A 14,784-nucleotide genomic window follows, 5' to 3' on the forward strand; every position below is an offset into this window, starting at 1 on the left:
CGGCACAACCCACTCGGCCCGTGTGCCGCGTCAGCCGGTGACACGTTCCAGGGCGAACGGCTCCGGGCCCGACCCGTCGGGGAACTCGGTGACCATCGTGTCCCGGGCCGTCGACCGGTAGGTCACCGCCATCCGCTGCTTGCCGTCGGAGCACGCGTCGTACGGGCCGGACCGCAGTCCCTTGTCCGACGACGCCGACACCAGGACCTGATCGGCACCGTGTCACCGGCGTCTCGTAGGCTCCCGGCCATGAACGACGGGGAATCCGACAGACGGGTCATCGACGGACGCTTCGAGCTGGAGGCCCGGCTCGGCGGCGGCGGTATGGGCATGGTGTGGCGGGCGCGGGATCTGGTGCTGGACCGGGCCGTGGCGCTCAAGGAGGTGCGGCCGTCCGATCCGGGGCTCGCGGAGTACGACCCGGAGGCGGCGGCGATGCTGCGGGCCCGGGTGCTGCGGGAGGCGCGGGCGCTCGCCAGGGTCGACCATCCCAATGTGGTGACCATTCACCACGTGGTGGACGGCGGCGGGCTCACCTACCCGTGGATCGTCATGGAACTGGTGACCGGCGGATCGTTCCAGGACCGGCTGGACAAGGGGCCGATGGCGCCTGCCGAGGCCGCCCGGCTCGGGCGCGAGGTGCTGGCCGCGCTGCGGGCGGCCCACGACGTCGGCATCCAGCACCGGGACGTCAAGCCCGCGAACGTGCTGCTCCGGCCCGACGGCCGCCCGGTGCTCACCGACTTCGGCATCGCCGCGATCAGGGAGTCGACCGTCCTGACCGCGACCGGGTCCATCATCGGCACACCCGACTACATGGCGCCCGAGCGCATCTCCGGCGACGACGGCGGACCCGGCTCCGACCTGTGGTCGCTGGCGATGATGCTGTACGTCGCCGTCGAGGGGAGCAACCCGCTGCGCAGAGGGACGACGCTGGCGACCCTGGCCGCCGTACTCAGCGAGGAGCTTCCGCCGCCCCGCCGGGCGGGGTCGCTGACCGGGGTCCTGGCCGCCGTACTCGTCAAGGACCCGGCCGCGCGGCCGGACCCGGAGACCGTCGACCGGATGCTCGCGGCTGCGGCGGAGGGCGGACAGGAGGGCGGACAAGGCGCTCCGGGCGGAACCGGCGAGCCCACGTCGTACCGGCTGGGGCCCCCGTCGGTCCCGGCGGCCGCGTCGTCCTCACCGGCCGGCTTCGGACCGCCGACGGGCTTCGGACCGCCGACGGGCTTCCGGCCGTCGGCCGGTTTCGGGCCGCCGGCTCCGCACACCGGCGTGCCGGGTCAGGCGCAGCCGACGCCCTACCCGGCGGGCCCGACGCGGCAGACTCCGCCCCCGTCCGGCGGACGCGCGAAGCGCCGCGTCGCGATCGCGTCGTCCGTCGCCGGGACCGTGCTGGCCGGCGTACTGGTCTGGTCCCTGCTGCCGAACGACGGCAAGAAGGACGGTGACACGGCGTCGAACTCACCGGGGACTTCCACCGGGTCGCGGACGCCCGCACCCACTCCGACGCCCACTCCCACGCCGTCGCAGGCCGCCGCGAAGAACGACCTGCTGACACCGGACGGCATCCGGACGGCCATCAAGGAGATCAAGGCCGCGACGGGCACGGACCGCGTGGGGGACTTCACCGTCTACGACGAGTACGTGTCCCTGGAGGTCATGGTCAAGGGCAGCGACACCAAGTACGACAGCTACACCTACCGCCCGGGCCAGGGAGTGGAGAAGGGAATCATCAGCGGCACGTTGTCGGGCGGCGATCTCCCGTTCAGCATGGACGACATCGACTGGGACGTCGTCCCCGCCCTGCTGAAGAGGGCGGAGAAGGACCTGAACGTGAAGAAACCGACCATGCGTTACATCCTGGTCGACAATGCGAACGAAACCTTCGACACCCCGCTCGGCCTGGCGGTCCACTTCGCCGACGATCACGGCGGCGGTTACCTGGCCGCCGATCTCAAGGGCAAGGTGACCAGGGTGTTCCCGGCCGAGAACTGACCCCCGAGTCGGCTACGCCCGGGCGGCGTGGCCGACGAACGCGGCCCAGGCGTCGGGGGCCACGGCGAAGACCGGGCCCTCGGGGACCTTGGAGTCGCGGACGTGGACGGTGTGGGGGCAGGCGGCGACCTCGATGCAGCTGCCGCCACCGGAGTCGCTGTAGCTGGACTTGCGCCAGTCGAAGGCGACCTCGATGCAACTGCCGCCGCTGTCATCGCTGAAGCTGGACTTGAACCACCGTAGGGTGCTGGTCATGGCTGCTCTCCCGCCAACCGCTCGATGAGGCCCAGCGATTCACGGCGATCCAGGGCCTGTGCCCGGATCCTCGCATACCGCTGCATCAACGTACTCACCTTTGCGGGGTCCTTGATCAACAGGCTCTCGCCCTGCATCTCCAGATAGACCAGGCGGTCGTGCTCCGGGGTCTCCACCAGCTCCATCCCGCCGCGGGCGCCCGCGTACTCGCCGCCGAGCCCCGCGTTCAACGGCAGCACCTGCAACGTCACATTACGCCTCCTCCCGCACTCCGCCAGATAGCACATCTGGCCGCGCATCACCTCCTCCCCGCCGATCGTCCGCCGCAGCACCGACTCCTCAAGGATCAGTTCGATCAGCGCCACCGGCTCCCGCTCGAACAGCGCCCGGCGCGCCAACCGCGCCTCCACCAGCTCCTCCACCCGGTGTTCTGACAGCGGTGGATAGCCGCCGCCGATCAGCGCCCGCGCGTACTCCTCCGTCTGGAAAAGGCCGTGCACCACGAGCGTCGCGTAGAGATGCAGTCCCAGCGCCTTCTGCTCCAGCAGCGCGTAGTTCTTGAACTGCGCCGGGTACTTGTCCAGCCGCACGTACTCCCGTGCCTGCTCGAAGAGCCCGAGGCCGTCGCCGAGCGCCGCCTCCAGCTGCACGAGCATCTCGTCGCTCGCGGGCTGCGCGCAGGTCTCCATCGCGCTCACCGCCGACGCCGTGAAACCGATCCGGTCGCCTAACTGCTCCTGGGTCCAGCCCTTCCTGGCCCGCATCCTGCGTGCCATATCGGCCACGAGCCGCGTCGTCGGACCTGCCGACTCCTTGTTCTCCGCACGCGCCATTTTCGATCACCTCCCGACTCGACCGGACTCAACCGGTCACCATTCGTCCCCGCCGAATTCCACCCGGTCCGACTGTCGTCGCCGCAGGTCAACCCTTGTGTGACGGCATGCCGCCGGGTATGGAAAACGCTAATGCGCGTTCGCCAGACTGGTCCGGTGGATACACAAAGTCGCGAGGTAAACCTCGACTGGATTCCCGTTTCCGGATTCCATCTCCGCAAGGCCGGCGTCCAATTCGACGCCGTACGGGTCATCGGCGACACGGGCCGCCGCCTCGTCGAGCTGATGGACCACATGACGGGCGGAGAGCCCGGCCCGGTCATCGTGGACGTGAGCGGTCGCCGGTGCGCGTACTTCCTGCTCCCGGCGGGCAGCACCGTCCGCCGCTCGTGGCCGCGCGGCGCGCTGTGCTACAACTCCGCGCGCGGATACGACAGTTATGTGCCCATCCCGGCGCTGGCCGGGCGCACCTGGCCGGTGCTGTGGCGCTGCCCGCCCGTCGCCGCCGACCGGTTCGTCCACCCGGTCCTGCTGCGCAGCGCGGCGATCACGCTCTTCGGCTGAGCGCGGCGAGAACGAAATGAGGACCTAGTTCCGGAGGTACACGCCCGGCTCGCCGTCCGCGCTCATCCCGTACACCAGGAGCCGCTCCTTGCCCCCGTAGCGGTCGATGCGCAGGTTCTGCGACGACGTGTCCGTCATGCACTCCGGGTCCGAGGCCTGTGCGTCCCGGACGGGCGGGCCGAGGACCACCAGGGTACCGACGCCCGCGAGGACGGCCGTGGACGCGCAGTTCATGGTGCCGCCCGTGGGCTCGCCGGTCGTCTCGTCCGTTCTCGGGGACAGGGACTCGTAGCGGACGACGGCGGAGCCGACGGGGCCCTGCGTGACCGTCACCCGGCGCTCGAACAACTCGGCCTGGCCCGGCCCCCATTCGGCCCCCGACTCGTCCTCGGTCCAGGTGCCGAGGAACTTCGCGGGCACCGCTTCCGGGCCGGCGCCCGCCTTCCGGAACGTCGCCGTCGCCGCGCCCGACGTCCACTGAAGGACATCGGGCGAGCGGACGGTGAGCGTCTGGTGCGCGGCCGGGGTGCACTGCTTCTCCGGGACGCTCAGCGTCACGTCGCTCTCGCCGAGGACGATCCGGTCGGCGTCCGCCGAGACCAGCACGGACCGCCCCATGCACAGCCGTTCGCCGGTGACCGTCACGTACACGGCGGTCTTCTCGCCGGTACGGCCCTGAGTGATCTCGATGCGCCCGGTGGAGTACGGGGCGTCCGCCGTGCCGTCGAGCACGCCTTCCCAGGCGCCGACGAAGGACTGTGGCACGTCCCCGGCCGTGCCCGGTCCTGACGACGCGGGGCGATTGCCGGTGCCCGCAGGTTCCTTCTCCGGCCAGAACACCGCCGCGCTCACACCCCCGGCCGCGAGCAGCGCCACCGCCGCAGCGGCCGCGAGCACCTTGGCCCCGCGCGGGCGGCGCGACGGCGCCGGGTCCAGGGCGGGTGTCGGGTCGACGGCGCCCGGCACCGGGGTGTCCGCGTCCAGGACCCGGGCCGCGCTCCTGCCGAGGCGGGCCAGCACATCGGCGGGGAGCCAGGCACCGGTGGGTCCCTGTTCGGCCGCGGCGAGCACGGACGCGGGCGGTCGGCGGTCCGGGTCCTTGTCCAGGCAGGCCCGGACGAGCGGTTCGAGCTCGGGCGGCAGGCCGGTGAGGTCCGGCTCGTCGTGCGCGATGCGGAACATGGTCGCGTGCGCACCGCTGTCCGCCGAGCCGAAGGGGGCCACCCCGGTCGCCGCGTACGCCAGCACCGCGCCCAGGCAGAAGATGTCCGACGCGGGCGTCAGCTTCTCGCCCCGCACCTGCTCGGGCGACATGAAACCGGGCGATCCGACGACCGCGCCCGTGCTGGTCAGCCCGCCGTCGGTGACGGTGTCCACGGCCCGCGCGATGCCGAAGTCGATGACGCACGGACCGTCCACGGTGAGCAGGATGTTGGACGGCTTGAGGTCCCGGTGCACCAGTCCGGCCGTGTGGATGTGGGTGAGCGCGTCGGCGAGCCTGGCGGCCAGCGCCCGTACGGTGGCGGCCGGCAGCGGTCCGTACTCCTCGGCCACGACGGCGCGCAGGGAGGGGCCGGGCACATAGGTCAGGGCCACCCAGGGCGCGTCGGCCGCGGTGTCGGAGTCGATCACGGGCGCCGTCCCCGCACCCCCGACCCGCTCCAGCACGGCCACCTCGCGCGCGAACCGCCGCCGGAACTCGTCCTGTTCGGCGAGCTGGGCGTGCACCACCTTCACGGCGACCGTGCGGCCGCCCTCGGAGCGGGCGAGATACACGCGGCCCATGCCACCGGTGCCGAGCCTGCCGATGAGGCGGAAGGGGCCGATCCGGGTGGGGTCGTCGGGAGTCAGGGCGTCCACGCGGCGATCCTTCCACAGGGCGCGGGTACCGATGACATGGTCACAGCTGCCCTGCGGGTCGCCGGGACCCCGGAGATCGCGGGAGTTCGCCGGAGTTCGCCGGGTGAACGGCCGGCCGCGTGGGTCCGTATAGAGCGGGTGACACCGGAACGGTACGACCTTGGGGCCGCGTATGAGGCACGCACGACGGAACCTGCGGCGGCTGGTGCGGCTGGCCGCCGTGGGCGGACTGCTCTGCGGCGGGTTACTGGTCACGGACGCCGTGGCAGGCGAATCGGAAGCCGGGCGGGTGGCCAGGGATCCGGTCGCGGACACCGTCCTTGAACTCGGCACGTCCCGCACTGCGGGCAGCTGGACGACCGAGGACGGGCGGAGGGTCGTCGCGGTGACCGACGCGGGAGCGGCCGCGGAGGTACGGGCGTCCGGCGCGGACGCCCGGATCGTGCGCCACAGCATGGACCGGCTCCGTTCGGCCGTCGAGGCCCTGCGCGCCGAGCCCCGCGTCCCCGGTACGGCGTGGGCGCTCGACTACGCGTCCAACGAGGTCACGGTGCGTGCCGACAGCACCGTCTCCGCCGCCGACTGGTCACGGATGTCCGGCCTCGCCGAGCGGATCGGCGGTCATGTCCGTATGGAACGCAGCCGGGGCGTCTTCACCACCAGGGTCGGCGGCGCGTCCCCGATCTTCGGCGAGGGGCGCCGCTGTTCCGCGGGCTTCAACGTCACGGACGGCCGGGACACCTACATCCTGACGGCGGGGCACTGCGGGCCCGAGGGCACCCCCTGGTTCCAGGACAGGCAGAACGCCGAACTCGTCGGAACCACCACCGACGCGGCCTTCCCGGGCAAGGACTACTCCCTGGTCCGCTACGAGAGCGCCGACACCTTCGACCGCACCAACGTCGCGTCGATCGGCGACGGGCGGGCCGTGCGGATCGTCGGCTCCGGCGAACCGGTCGTGGGGCAACGGGTGTTCCGCAGCGGCAGTACGACCGGCTTCCGTGCCGGTGAGGTCACCGCGGTGAACGCGACGGTGAACTACCCCGAGGGCACCGTCACCGGCCTGATCGAGACGACGGTGTGCGCGGAGCCCGGCGACAGCGGAGGCCCGCTGTTCTCCCAGGGGCTTGCGCTCGGCGTGACATCGGGCGGCGACGGGGACTGCACGACCGGCGGCACGACGTACTTCCAGCCGGTGACCACGGCCATGGAGGCCCTGGGAGTCGACCTGACGGGCGGGCCGCCCCGCCCGCCGGGTTCCGGTGACGACACGGGCGGCTCCGGCGGCCAGGCCACGGGTACCGGGGCCTCCGGTACGTCGGTGCCCGGCGCGAGCGATACGTCCGACGGCGGGTTGGGCTCCAGGACGGTCACGAGCATCGTGGACCTCGACAACCCGGCCCTGGGAGTGGGTGTCATCGCCGTGAGCCTTCTCGTCCTGGTGGGTGCTCGCTGGATCGTGTCGGCGCAGGAGCGCCGGGAATTCCGGAGCTTCCACTCCGCGAGCTGGGGCTGATCCCCGCCCCGGCCCCGCTCATCCCGTCTTCGTGTAGGTGAGCGGCTCGCCGCCCGAGCCGACGAGCTCGCGGACGATGGTGGAGTCGTCCGGCATGTCGAGGCGGCTCCACTGCCCCGGCGCGCAGGACACGGGGTCGCCGAACGTGACCGTCGTCGGGCCCAGTTCGAGCGGCGGGCCCGGCGCTCGCAGCGTGGCGGACCAGCGGCAGTCGTAATTCGGGCCCGTGCCGGACAGGGTCATGACCTGTTCGTCCATGGCACCCTGAGTGATCGTCATGAGTCGGGAATGGGTGCCGTCGGCGGTGTCGAACGACGCGCGCCAGCTGCCGACGTACTCCTGGGGGACCCCGCCCGTGGCGGAGGACGGCGACGACGACGGTGATGAGGAGGGCGACGCGGACGGCCCCTTGGCGTCGTCGGACGGCCCCGAGGAGCCGGGGGCGGAGGAGGCGGGACCTCTGCCGTGGCCCGCCGCCCTGTCGCCGTCCTTGTGCTGGGACATGAACGTGTACACCGCGCCGCCCGCGCCGACCGCCACCACCAGGGCGACGGCGATCAGGGCGAGGGTGCTGCCGCGTGACGGGCGCGGCTCCGGTGCGGGGGGCGGTGTCGGGGCCGGGACGGGTGTGTAGCGGGCGGGTGTGTGGGCGGCGGGTGCATAGGGCGTGGGGGGCGGGTGCGGATAGCCGTACGGCGGCCCGGCCGGGTGTCCCGCCGGACCGGGCCGAGGCGGCTGCGGGGCGGGCGCGGGCGGCGTCTGCGGCGCCGTCATCGTGGGTGCCTGCGCGGGCGGCTGCGTTGGGGTGGCCGGTGCCGGAGCATCGGCCGGCGGCTGCTCGTACTCCAGCAGATCCACGGCATGACGCCCCAGTTGGGCGACCAGCGCACCCGGAAGCCACGGCTCCCCGTCCGCTTCCCCGGCCGTGCGCTCCAGGATCTGCGCCGGTGTCGGACGGGCGGCCGGATCCTTGTGGAGGCAGTCCCGCACCAGGTCGCGCAGACCCTCGGGGACGGCGTCCAGCGACGGTTCCTCCTGCGCGATGCGGAACATCTGCGCGTGTACGCCGCTGTCGCCCGTACCGAAGGGCAGCCGCCCGGTTGCCGCGTAGGCGAGGACGGACCCGAGGCAGAAGATGTCGCCGGCGGGCGTGACCCGGTCGCCGCGGATCTGCTCGGGGGACATGAATCCGGGCGATCCGACGAGCACGCCGGTGCGGGTGAGCCCGCCGTCGGTCACCGTTTCCAGCGCGCGGGCTATACCGAAATCGATCACGCGCGGGCCGTCGATCGTGACCAGGATGTTCGACGGCTTCAGGTCGCGGTGGACCAGGTCCGCCTCGTGGATGCTGGTGAGCGCGTGCGCGAGGCCGGAGGCGAGGAGGCGGACGCTGCGTTCGGGCAGCGGGCCGTGCTCGCCGGAGACGACGGTGTGCAGGGCGGGCCCGGCGATGTACCCCGTCGCGACCCAGGGCACGGGCGCTTCGGTGTCGGCGTCGAGGACCGGCGCGGTCCACCTGCCGCCGACGCGCAGGGCGGCGCGCACCTCCAGGCGGAAGCGGTTGCGGAACTGCTCCTGCGCGGCCAGCTCCCGCCGTACGAGCTTCACGGCCACGGTCCGCCCCCGGTCGGAGCGGGCCAGGTACACCTGCCCCATGCCGCCCGCGCCGAGCCGGGCCAGCAGCCGGTACTCGCCGATGTGCCGTGGATCCCCCGGTGCCAGCTGCTCCATGGCGCGCGGCCCTCCCCCATGTCCGATTGTTCGACGGACAGAGGATAGTGCCGCGCATCGGGGCCCGCGGGGCCGCGAGCGCGAGGCTCCCGTGCGGGTGGGTCGCTCCGGTCCGCGGTTCGGTTGCTCCCCGTGCGGGTGGGTCGCTCCGGTCCGCGGTTCGGCCGCTCCCGTACCGTCCGGCGGCCCCGCCCGCGGTTCAGGCGCTCGCGGTCCCCGCCGCATCGTGCTCGATGGCGTCCATCGCCCTCGACAGCCGCTCCAGCACCCGCACGGTCTCCGCGAACTCCTCCGCCCCGAGCTGTCCGAGCAGTTGGCGGGCGAGCATGGCGTGACCCGGGTCGATCTTCCGGATCGCCTCGCGCCCCGCCTCCGTCACATGCAGCAGTTTCGCGCGCCGGTGCGCCGGGTTGGGCCTGTACTCCGCGAGCCCTTGCCCGGCCAGCAGATCGGCGACGCGCTGCACGCTCTGCCGGGTGATGCCCATCGTTCGGGCTATCTGGGCCACGGACTGGGGCTCGCGGAGCACCGCGCCGAGGACCTGCCAGCGGGCCGCCGTCAGCCCGGCCTCCTGCGCCAGGGCGTCGGAGACGGTGATGAACTGGCCGTTCAGCCGGAAGACGCCCAGCGCGGTACGGGTCAGCAGTTCCTGCGGGTGGTTCTCGGGTCTGTGCGTGCTCATGCCGAGAGGATCTCGTACGCCGCCGGGTCCGAGTCGTGGAACAGCCGGTACCAGGCGTCCAGCTGCTCGCCCTCGTACACCCCCAGCCGGGCGAAGACCTCGCGGGCGAAGGCGACCGGCTCGGTCGGGCCCGCGGTGATCAGATCGCGGTCGGTGACGGCATCCGCCTCCACGTACCGCCCGCCGCCCCGGTAACCGGTGGCCTCCAGGTAGAAGGAGACGGCGCTGGTGTGCGCACGGTCGTCGAGCAGGCCCTCGCGGGCGAGGCCGGCCGTCGCACCGCAGATCGCCGCGACCGGGACGCCCGCGTCGAGGAACGCACGCGCCGCCCGGGCGAACGGCGCCAGCTTGTCGCCCGTATCCCACAGGGAGGCGCCCGGGAGGATCAGCAGCGCGCTGTCGGCGGGGTCCAGTGCGTCCAGCGCCAGATCGGGCTGGACGCGCAGGCCGCCCATGGTGGTGACCGGCTCGGTCGTGAGGGCGACCGTCCGCACGGTGAAGCCGTTCTGCGCGAGGTGGGCGGTGGTGTGGCCCGTCTCCCAGTCGGCTTGGGTGTCGTACACGGCCAGATGAACGATCTTGCGGGTCATGGTGCCCTCCTCGACTTTCGATGACAGTAGGCTGTCATATCGACAGCATGCTGTCAATTGGTGGAGGGCGTCCCGGGCCCCTCCCGGCGAGGTCCTGGCCCCGGGCCCGGGCGGGGACCCGACACCCTGCCCAGGCAGGGAGGCGGAGGTCATACAAGGTGGCCATGTCGGCTCCCGCGCGCCCCTCCCTACGCTGGCCGGCATGACCCCTCATGCCGATCCCCAGGCCGGTGCCGCCGTCAAGGCGGCGGACCGCGCGCACGTGTTCCACTCCTGGTCCGCCCAGGGACTGATCGACCCGCTCGCCGTCGCCGGCGCCGAGGGTTCGTACTTCTGGGACTACGACGGAAACCGCTACCTCGACTTCACCAGCGGCCTCGTCTACACCAACATCGGGTACCAGCACCCGAAGGTCGTCGCCGCGATCCAGGAGCAGGCAGGCAGGCTCGCCACCTTCGCGCCCGCATTCGCCGTCGAGCCGCGCTCCGAGGCCGCCCGGCTGATCGCCGAGCGGACCCCGGGCGACCTGGACAAGATCTTCTTCACCAACGGCGGTGCCGAGGCCGTCGAGAACGCCATCCGCATGGCCCGCCTGCACACGGGCCGCCCGAAGGTGCTCTCCGCCTACCGCTCGTACCACGGCGGCACGGCGACCGCGATCAATGTCACCGGCGACCCGCGGCGCTGGGCCAACGACAACGGCACCGCGGGTGTCGTCCACTTCTGGGGCCCGTTCCTCTACCGCTCGCCGTTCTACTCCTCGACACAGGCGGAGGAGTGCGCGCGCGCTCTTACGCACCTGGAGGACACCATCGCCTTCGAGGGTCCGCAGACGATCGCGGCGATCATCCTGGAGACGATCCCCGGCACGGCGGGCATCATGACCCCGCCGCCCGGCTACCTCGCGGGCGTTCGCGAGATCTGCGACCGCCACGGCATCGTCTTCGTGCTCGACGAGGTCATGGCGGGCTTCGGCCGCACCGGCACGTGGTTCGCGGCCGAGTACTTCGACGTGGTGCCGGACCTGATGACCTTCGCCAAGGGCGTCAATTCCGGTTACGTACCGCTGGGCGGTGTCGCGATCTCGGCCGAGATCGCCGCGACCTTCGACAAGCGCCCCTACCCGGGCGGGCTGACGTACTCCGGCCACCCCCTGGCCTGTGCGGCCGCCGTCGCCACCATCAAGGTGATGGAGGAGGAGAAGATCGTCGAGCACGCGGCCCGCATCGGCGAGACGGTGCTCGGGCCCGGCCTCCGCGAACTGGCGCAGCGCCACCCGTCGGTGGGCGAGGTGCGGGGGACGGGGGCGTTCTGGGCCGTGGAGCTGGTCCGTGACCGCGAGACGCGCGAGCCGCTGGTCCCGTACAACGCCACGGGCGAGGCGAACGCGGCGATGGCGGCGTTCGGGGCGGCCTGCAAGAAGAACGGCCTGTGGCCCTTCGTGAACATGAACCGTACGCACGCGGTGCCGCCTTGCAACGTGACGGAGGCGGAGGCGAAGGAGGGCCTGGCGGCCCTGGACGCGGCTCTGTCCGTGGCGGACGAGTTCACGGTGTAGTCACCGCAGTCAGGACGGCAGTCACCGCAGTCGCAGTCCCAGTCCCAGTCACGGCAGTCACCGCGGTCACGGCAGGCGTAGTCACGGCAGTCACCGCGGTCACGGCAGGCGTAGTCACGGCGTAGTCGTCGTCCAACGGCCTGACGGCCCGCCCACCCGCTCGTGAGGGCCGGGGTCCCCGACGTCCCTGTGCGTGTCGGGACCCCGGCTCTGTGCGGCCCGTCCGGAGTCGGCGCCCCGGTGGACGACCGCCGAAATTGGTCTCGGTTCCCGTACATCCTTCGCCCCACCTGGCATGTCTATTCCGGTGCCAGCACCACTGCACCACCACCTCCGAAACCCCCACGGGCGCGCCACCGCGCGGCGCCCCGGACGCGGTCGTGCGGATGACACCCTTCGAGGGGGGACCTTGACACCCATGGAATCCGGCTGCGCCGCAGCCGGTCCACACAGAACCACCAGCGCTCGCGCCCGCATGCGCGTCGCCGCCGGCACCGCGATCGCCCTCGCCGCCGGCATGCTGCTGGCGGCCCCGGCCGCCCATGCCGAAAACGCCCCCGCGCCGCGCCCCACCGTCGAACGGCCCGGATCCGGCGACACCGCGCTGCCCAGCCTGGACCTGCCGCGCCCCGAGGTGAACCGCGGCGCGCTCAGCTCCCTGGACGAGGGCGCCCCGCTGGCCGCGCCGCGCAGCGACGTGGACGGTGACGGCTGGTCCGACATGATCTTCCTGAGGAACGACGGCCAGGTGATCGTCTCGACCGGTGCCGAGGCTCACGAGATGAACTTCTCCGACGGCTACGGGTCCGGCTCGCAGGTCTTCAAGGACGTCTTCTCGGTGGCGGGCCTCCGCCCGGACGGCCCGGTCCACTTCACCCTGTCGGCGTCCGGACGCCTCGCGGCGCACGTGAACGACCCGTACTACCCGAGCGTCTACTGGTCGGGCACGGGCTGGCAGCAGTTCAACAAGGTGTTCTCGCCCGGCGACCTGACCGGCGACGGCGCCGGCGACGTCCTCGCGCGCAACTTCGCGGGCGAGCTCTTCCTGTACCGGGCGACGCCGGGCGGCGCCGAGCCGCTGGCGTCGCGCGTGAAGGTCGGCTCCGGCTGGGGCCAGTACGACCAGCTCGCCGGCGTGAACGACGTCAACAACGACGGCATCGCGGACCTCTTCGCCCGCAACACCGCGGGTGAGCTGTTCTTCTACAGCGGCACCGGCGAGCCCAGCCGTCCCTTCAAGGACAGGGTCAAGGTCGGCAGCGGCTGGAACATCTACAACACGCTGTTCAGCCTCGACGACCTCGACGAGGACGGCAACGCCGAGCTGTTGGCACGGGCGCACAACGGCGACCTGTACCGCTACACGTCCACCGGCACGGGCGCGTTCGTGCCGCGCGTGAAGGAGGGCACTGGCTGGAACCCCCTCAGCCAGTTCGCGAACGCCGGCAACATGTCCTCGTGGGGCAAGGACGAGCTGTGGGGCCTCGACACCCAGGGCACTCTCTACTGGTACTACGACCGCAACAACGGCCAGTTCGCGCCCCGGCAGAAGGTCAGTGACGACGGCGGTTGGAAGGGCGCGAAGATCTCGGTCGTGTCCTCGCTCGACGACGACAACTACGCCGACCTGTTCCAGGTCTTCGACGGCCACCTGTACAACTACTCCGTGAGCGACGGCTCGGGTGGCCCCTGGCACATCGGCAGCGGCTGGGGCGTCTACAACGCCCTCGTCGGTCCGGGTGACCTGTCCGGTGACGGCAAGGGCGACCTGCTGGCCCGCAACTCGGCGGGCGAGCTGTTCCTCTACCGGGGCAACGGAAGCGGCACCGGCTTCGCGGCGAAGCAGCGGATCGGTTCCGGCTGGGGCCAGTTCAACGTGCTCGTTGGCGCCGGTGACATCAGCGGCGACGGCCGCGCGGACCTGATCGCGCGTGCCAAAGACGGCAACCTGTACCTGTACCAGGGTACGGGCGTCGCTTCCGCGCCGTTCGCGGCGAAGAAGCTGATCGGTTCCGGCTGGGGCCAGTACACCAAGCTGGCCACGCCGGGCGACATGAACGGCGACGGCCGTGCGGACCTCGTCGCCCGCACGGGCGACGGCGTGCTCTACCGCTACGACTCCAACGGCAAGGGCGGCTTCCTGCCCAGGGCGAAGATCGGCACCGGCTGGAACACGTACTCCGGCCTGTACTAGGCACACACGGCTCCGGGGGCGCCGCCCATGCGGCGGCGCCCCGGGGCGTCCGCTCACACCACGGTGAGCACGATCTTTCCCTGCGTCCGGCCCGTCTCGCCGATCTCGTGCGCCTTGGCCGCCTGCTCCAGCGGCAGCACGGTGTCGACGTGCACGCGCAGGCGGCCCGATTCCACCAGCGCGGCGATCTCCCGCAGCCCGCCGTTGTCGGGCTCGACGATGGTGAAGCCCGCGCGCAGGCCGCGCTGTTCGGCCGCCCCGGCGAGGTGCGCCTCCGCGGGCGAGGCGATGGACACCAGCGTGCCGCCCGGCCGGAGCACCTCCAGCGAACGCGGCCCGTACTCGCCGCCGACGGCGTCCAGAACCACGTCCACGTCCGCGACGGCAGCGGTGAAGTCCGTCGTCCGGTAGTCGACGACCTCGTCCGCGCCGAGGCCCCGTACAAAGGCGTGCTTGCCCGCGCTCGCCGTGCCGATGACATACGCGCCGCGCGCCTTCGCGATCTGGACGGCCAGATGCCCGACGCCCCCGGCCGCCGCGTGGACCAGCACCCGCTGTCCGGGGCGCACGCCGGCGGTGTCGACCAGCGACTGCCACGCCGTCAGTGCGGCGATCGGCAGAGCGGCCGCCTCGACGTGCGAGATCCCGGCCGGCTTACGGGCCAGGTGACGGGCCGGTGAGGTCATGAACTCGGCATAGGCGCCTGCCGGTTCGGGCAGCCGTGGCATGCCGAACACCTCGTCGCCCGGCCGGTACACCGTCACACCGAGCCCGACGGCCTCCACGACACCGGAGACGTCCCAGCCGAGCGGCACCGGGCGTCCCTCGCCGAGCAGTCCGCCCGTCGAACGGTGCCACCAGTCCGTCGGGTTGACCCCGGCGGCGTGGACCCGCACCAGGACCTCCGAGGGGCCGGGCTCGGGCCGGTCGACCTCGACGATCTTCAACACGTCCGGTCCGCCGAGTGTGTCCTGCCTGATGGCCTGCATGACGTCCCGCATGA

13 protein-coding genes are annotated in these 14,784 nt (G+C 72.1%); 5 read left to right on the plus strand and 8 right to left on the minus strand.

Annotated elements, in window-relative coordinates:
- Positions 1-30 precede the first annotated feature (30 nt).
- Positions 31-201, minus strand: a complete 171-nt coding sequence (locus tag ACH5AF_RS27450) for a hypothetical protein (RefSeq protein WP_398905181.1) — start codon at positions 199-201, stop codon at positions 31-33.
- A gap of 48 nt (positions 202-249) precedes the next feature.
- Here ACH5AF_RS27450 and ACH5AF_RS27455 point away from each other — a divergent pair, with 48 nt between their 5' ends.
- On the plus strand, positions 250-1,998 hold the full coding sequence (locus ACH5AF_RS27455) for a protein kinase (RefSeq protein WP_398905182.1): 1,749 nt from the start codon (positions 250-252) through the stop codon (positions 1,996-1,998).
- Between the two features lie 12 nt (positions 1,999-2,010).
- Here ACH5AF_RS27455 and ACH5AF_RS27460 read toward each other — a convergent pair whose 3' ends face one another.
- The gene (locus ACH5AF_RS27460; protein ID WP_398905184.1) at positions 2,011-2,253 is read right to left on the minus strand and encodes a DUF397 domain-containing protein; all 243 of its coding nucleotides are present in this window, start codon (positions 2,251-2,253) and stop codon (positions 2,011-2,013) included.
- Positions 2,250-3,086: a Scr1 family TA system antitoxin-like transcriptional regulator gene (locus tag ACH5AF_RS27465; protein WP_398905185.1), complete on the minus strand. Its 837-nt coding sequence runs from the start codon at positions 3,084-3,086 to the stop codon at positions 2,250-2,252. The genes ACH5AF_RS27460 and ACH5AF_RS27465 overlap by 4 nt, the downstream gene beginning before the upstream one ends.
- 132 nt (positions 3,087-3,218) lie before the next feature.
- On the opposite strand from ACH5AF_RS27465, the gene ACH5AF_RS27470 reads away from it, so the two are divergent.
- Complete coding sequence (locus ACH5AF_RS27470; protein WP_398905187.1) at positions 3,219-3,650, plus strand: hypothetical protein; 432 nt, start codon at positions 3,219-3,221, stop codon at positions 3,648-3,650.
- A gap of 24 nt (positions 3,651-3,674) precedes the next feature.
- On the opposite strand, the gene ACH5AF_RS27475 is transcribed toward ACH5AF_RS27470, so the two are convergent.
- A complete protein-coding gene (locus ACH5AF_RS27475; RefSeq protein WP_398905188.1) occupies positions 3,675-5,510 on the minus strand; it encodes a serine/threonine-protein kinase in 1,836 nt (611 codons plus the stop codon).
- A gap of 172 nt (positions 5,511-5,682) precedes the next feature.
- Between ACH5AF_RS27475 and ACH5AF_RS27480 the strand changes: the two genes are divergently transcribed.
- Positions 5,683-7,026, plus strand: a complete 1,344-nt coding sequence (locus ACH5AF_RS27480; protein ID WP_398905190.1) for a S1 family peptidase — start codon at positions 5,683-5,685, stop codon at positions 7,024-7,026.
- Between the two features lie 18 nt (positions 7,027-7,044).
- On the opposite strand, the gene ACH5AF_RS27485 is transcribed toward ACH5AF_RS27480, so the two are convergent.
- From ACH5AF_RS27485 to ACH5AF_RS27495, 3 genes are all read right to left on the minus strand, one after another.
- On the minus strand, positions 7,045-8,757 hold the full coding sequence (locus tag ACH5AF_RS27485) for a serine/threonine-protein kinase (protein WP_398905192.1): 1,713 nt from the start codon (positions 8,755-8,757) through the stop codon (positions 7,045-7,047).
- Between the two features lie 199 nt (positions 8,758-8,956).
- Complete coding sequence (locus ACH5AF_RS27490; RefSeq protein ID WP_398905193.1) at positions 8,957-9,439, minus strand: MarR family winged helix-turn-helix transcriptional regulator; 483 nt, start codon at positions 9,437-9,439, stop codon at positions 8,957-8,959.
- Positions 9,436-10,029 (minus strand): DJ-1/PfpI family protein, encoded by a 594-nt coding sequence (locus tag ACH5AF_RS27495; protein WP_398905195.1) that lies wholly within the window; start codon positions 10,027-10,029, stop codon positions 9,436-9,438. Before ACH5AF_RS27495 ends, ACH5AF_RS27490 begins: the two co-directional genes overlap by 4 nt.
- 202 nt (positions 10,030-10,231) lie before the next feature.
- Between ACH5AF_RS27495 and ACH5AF_RS27500 the strand changes: the two genes are divergently transcribed.
- Positions 10,232-11,587 carry an aspartate aminotransferase family protein gene (locus ACH5AF_RS27500; RefSeq protein ID WP_398905197.1) on the plus strand — a complete coding sequence of 452 codons (1,356 nt, stop codon included), beginning with the start codon at positions 10,232-10,234 and terminating at the stop codon, positions 11,585-11,587.
- A gap of 475 nt (positions 11,588-12,062) precedes the next feature.
- Positions 12,063-13,781 carry an FG-GAP repeat domain-containing protein gene (locus ACH5AF_RS27505; protein WP_398905198.1) on the plus strand — a complete coding sequence of 573 codons (1,719 nt, stop codon included), beginning with the start codon at positions 12,063-12,065 and terminating at the stop codon, positions 13,779-13,781.
- Between the two features lie 53 nt (positions 13,782-13,834).
- Here the strand turns inward: ACH5AF_RS27505 and ACH5AF_RS27510 are convergent, their stop codons facing one another.
- Positions 13,835-14,782, minus strand: coding sequence for an NADP-dependent oxidoreductase (locus ACH5AF_RS27510; RefSeq protein WP_398905200.1), 948 nt, complete (start codon positions 14,780-14,782; stop codon positions 13,835-13,837).
- Positions 14,783-14,784 lie beyond the last annotated feature (2 nt).

The organism is Streptomyces sp. NPDC018833 (assembly GCF_044390825.1).
Classification (GTDB): Bacteria; Actinomycetota; Actinomycetes; order Streptomycetales; family Streptomycetaceae; genus Streptomyces.

Bases quoted from the DNA above. Each gene is read 5' to 3' on its own strand.
- ACH5AF_RS27505 (WP_398905198.1), top strand. From the start codon at position 12,063: ATGCGCGTCGCCGCCGGCACCGCGATCGCCCTCGCCGCCGGCATGCTG.
- ACH5AF_RS27485 (WP_398905192.1), bottom strand. From the start codon at position 8,757: ATGGAGCAGCTGGCACCGGGGGATCCACGGCACATCGGCGAGTACCGG.
- ACH5AF_RS27470 (WP_398905187.1), top strand. From the start codon at position 3,219: ATGCGCGTTCGCCAGACTGGTCCGGTGGATACACAAAGTCGCGAGGTA.
- ACH5AF_RS27460 (WP_398905184.1), bottom strand. From the start codon at position 2,253: ATGACCAGCACCCTACGGTGGTTCAAGTCCAGCTTCAGCGATGACAGC.
- ACH5AF_RS27455 (WP_398905182.1), top strand. From the start codon at position 250: ATGAACGACGGGGAATCCGACAGACGGGTCATCGACGGACGCTTCGAG.
- ACH5AF_RS27465 (WP_398905185.1), bottom strand. From the start codon at position 3,086: ATGGCGCGTGCGGAGAACAAGGAGTCGGCAGGTCCGACGACGCGGCTC.
- ACH5AF_RS27495 (WP_398905195.1), bottom strand. From the start codon at position 10,029: ATGACCCGCAAGATCGTTCATCTGGCCGTGTACGACACCCAAGCCGAC.
- ACH5AF_RS27490 (WP_398905193.1), bottom strand. From the start codon at position 9,439: ATGAGCACGCACAGACCCGAGAACCACCCGCAGGAACTGCTGACCCGT.
- ACH5AF_RS27500 (WP_398905197.1), top strand. From the start codon at position 10,232: ATGACCCCTCATGCCGATCCCCAGGCCGGTGCCGCCGTCAAGGCGGCG.
- ACH5AF_RS27480 (WP_398905190.1), top strand. From the start codon at position 5,683: ATGAGGCACGCACGACGGAACCTGCGGCGGCTGGTGCGGCTGGCCGCC.
- ACH5AF_RS27510 (WP_398905200.1), bottom strand. From the start codon at position 14,782: ATGCGGGACGTCATGCAGGCCATCAGGCAGGACACACTCGGCGGACCG.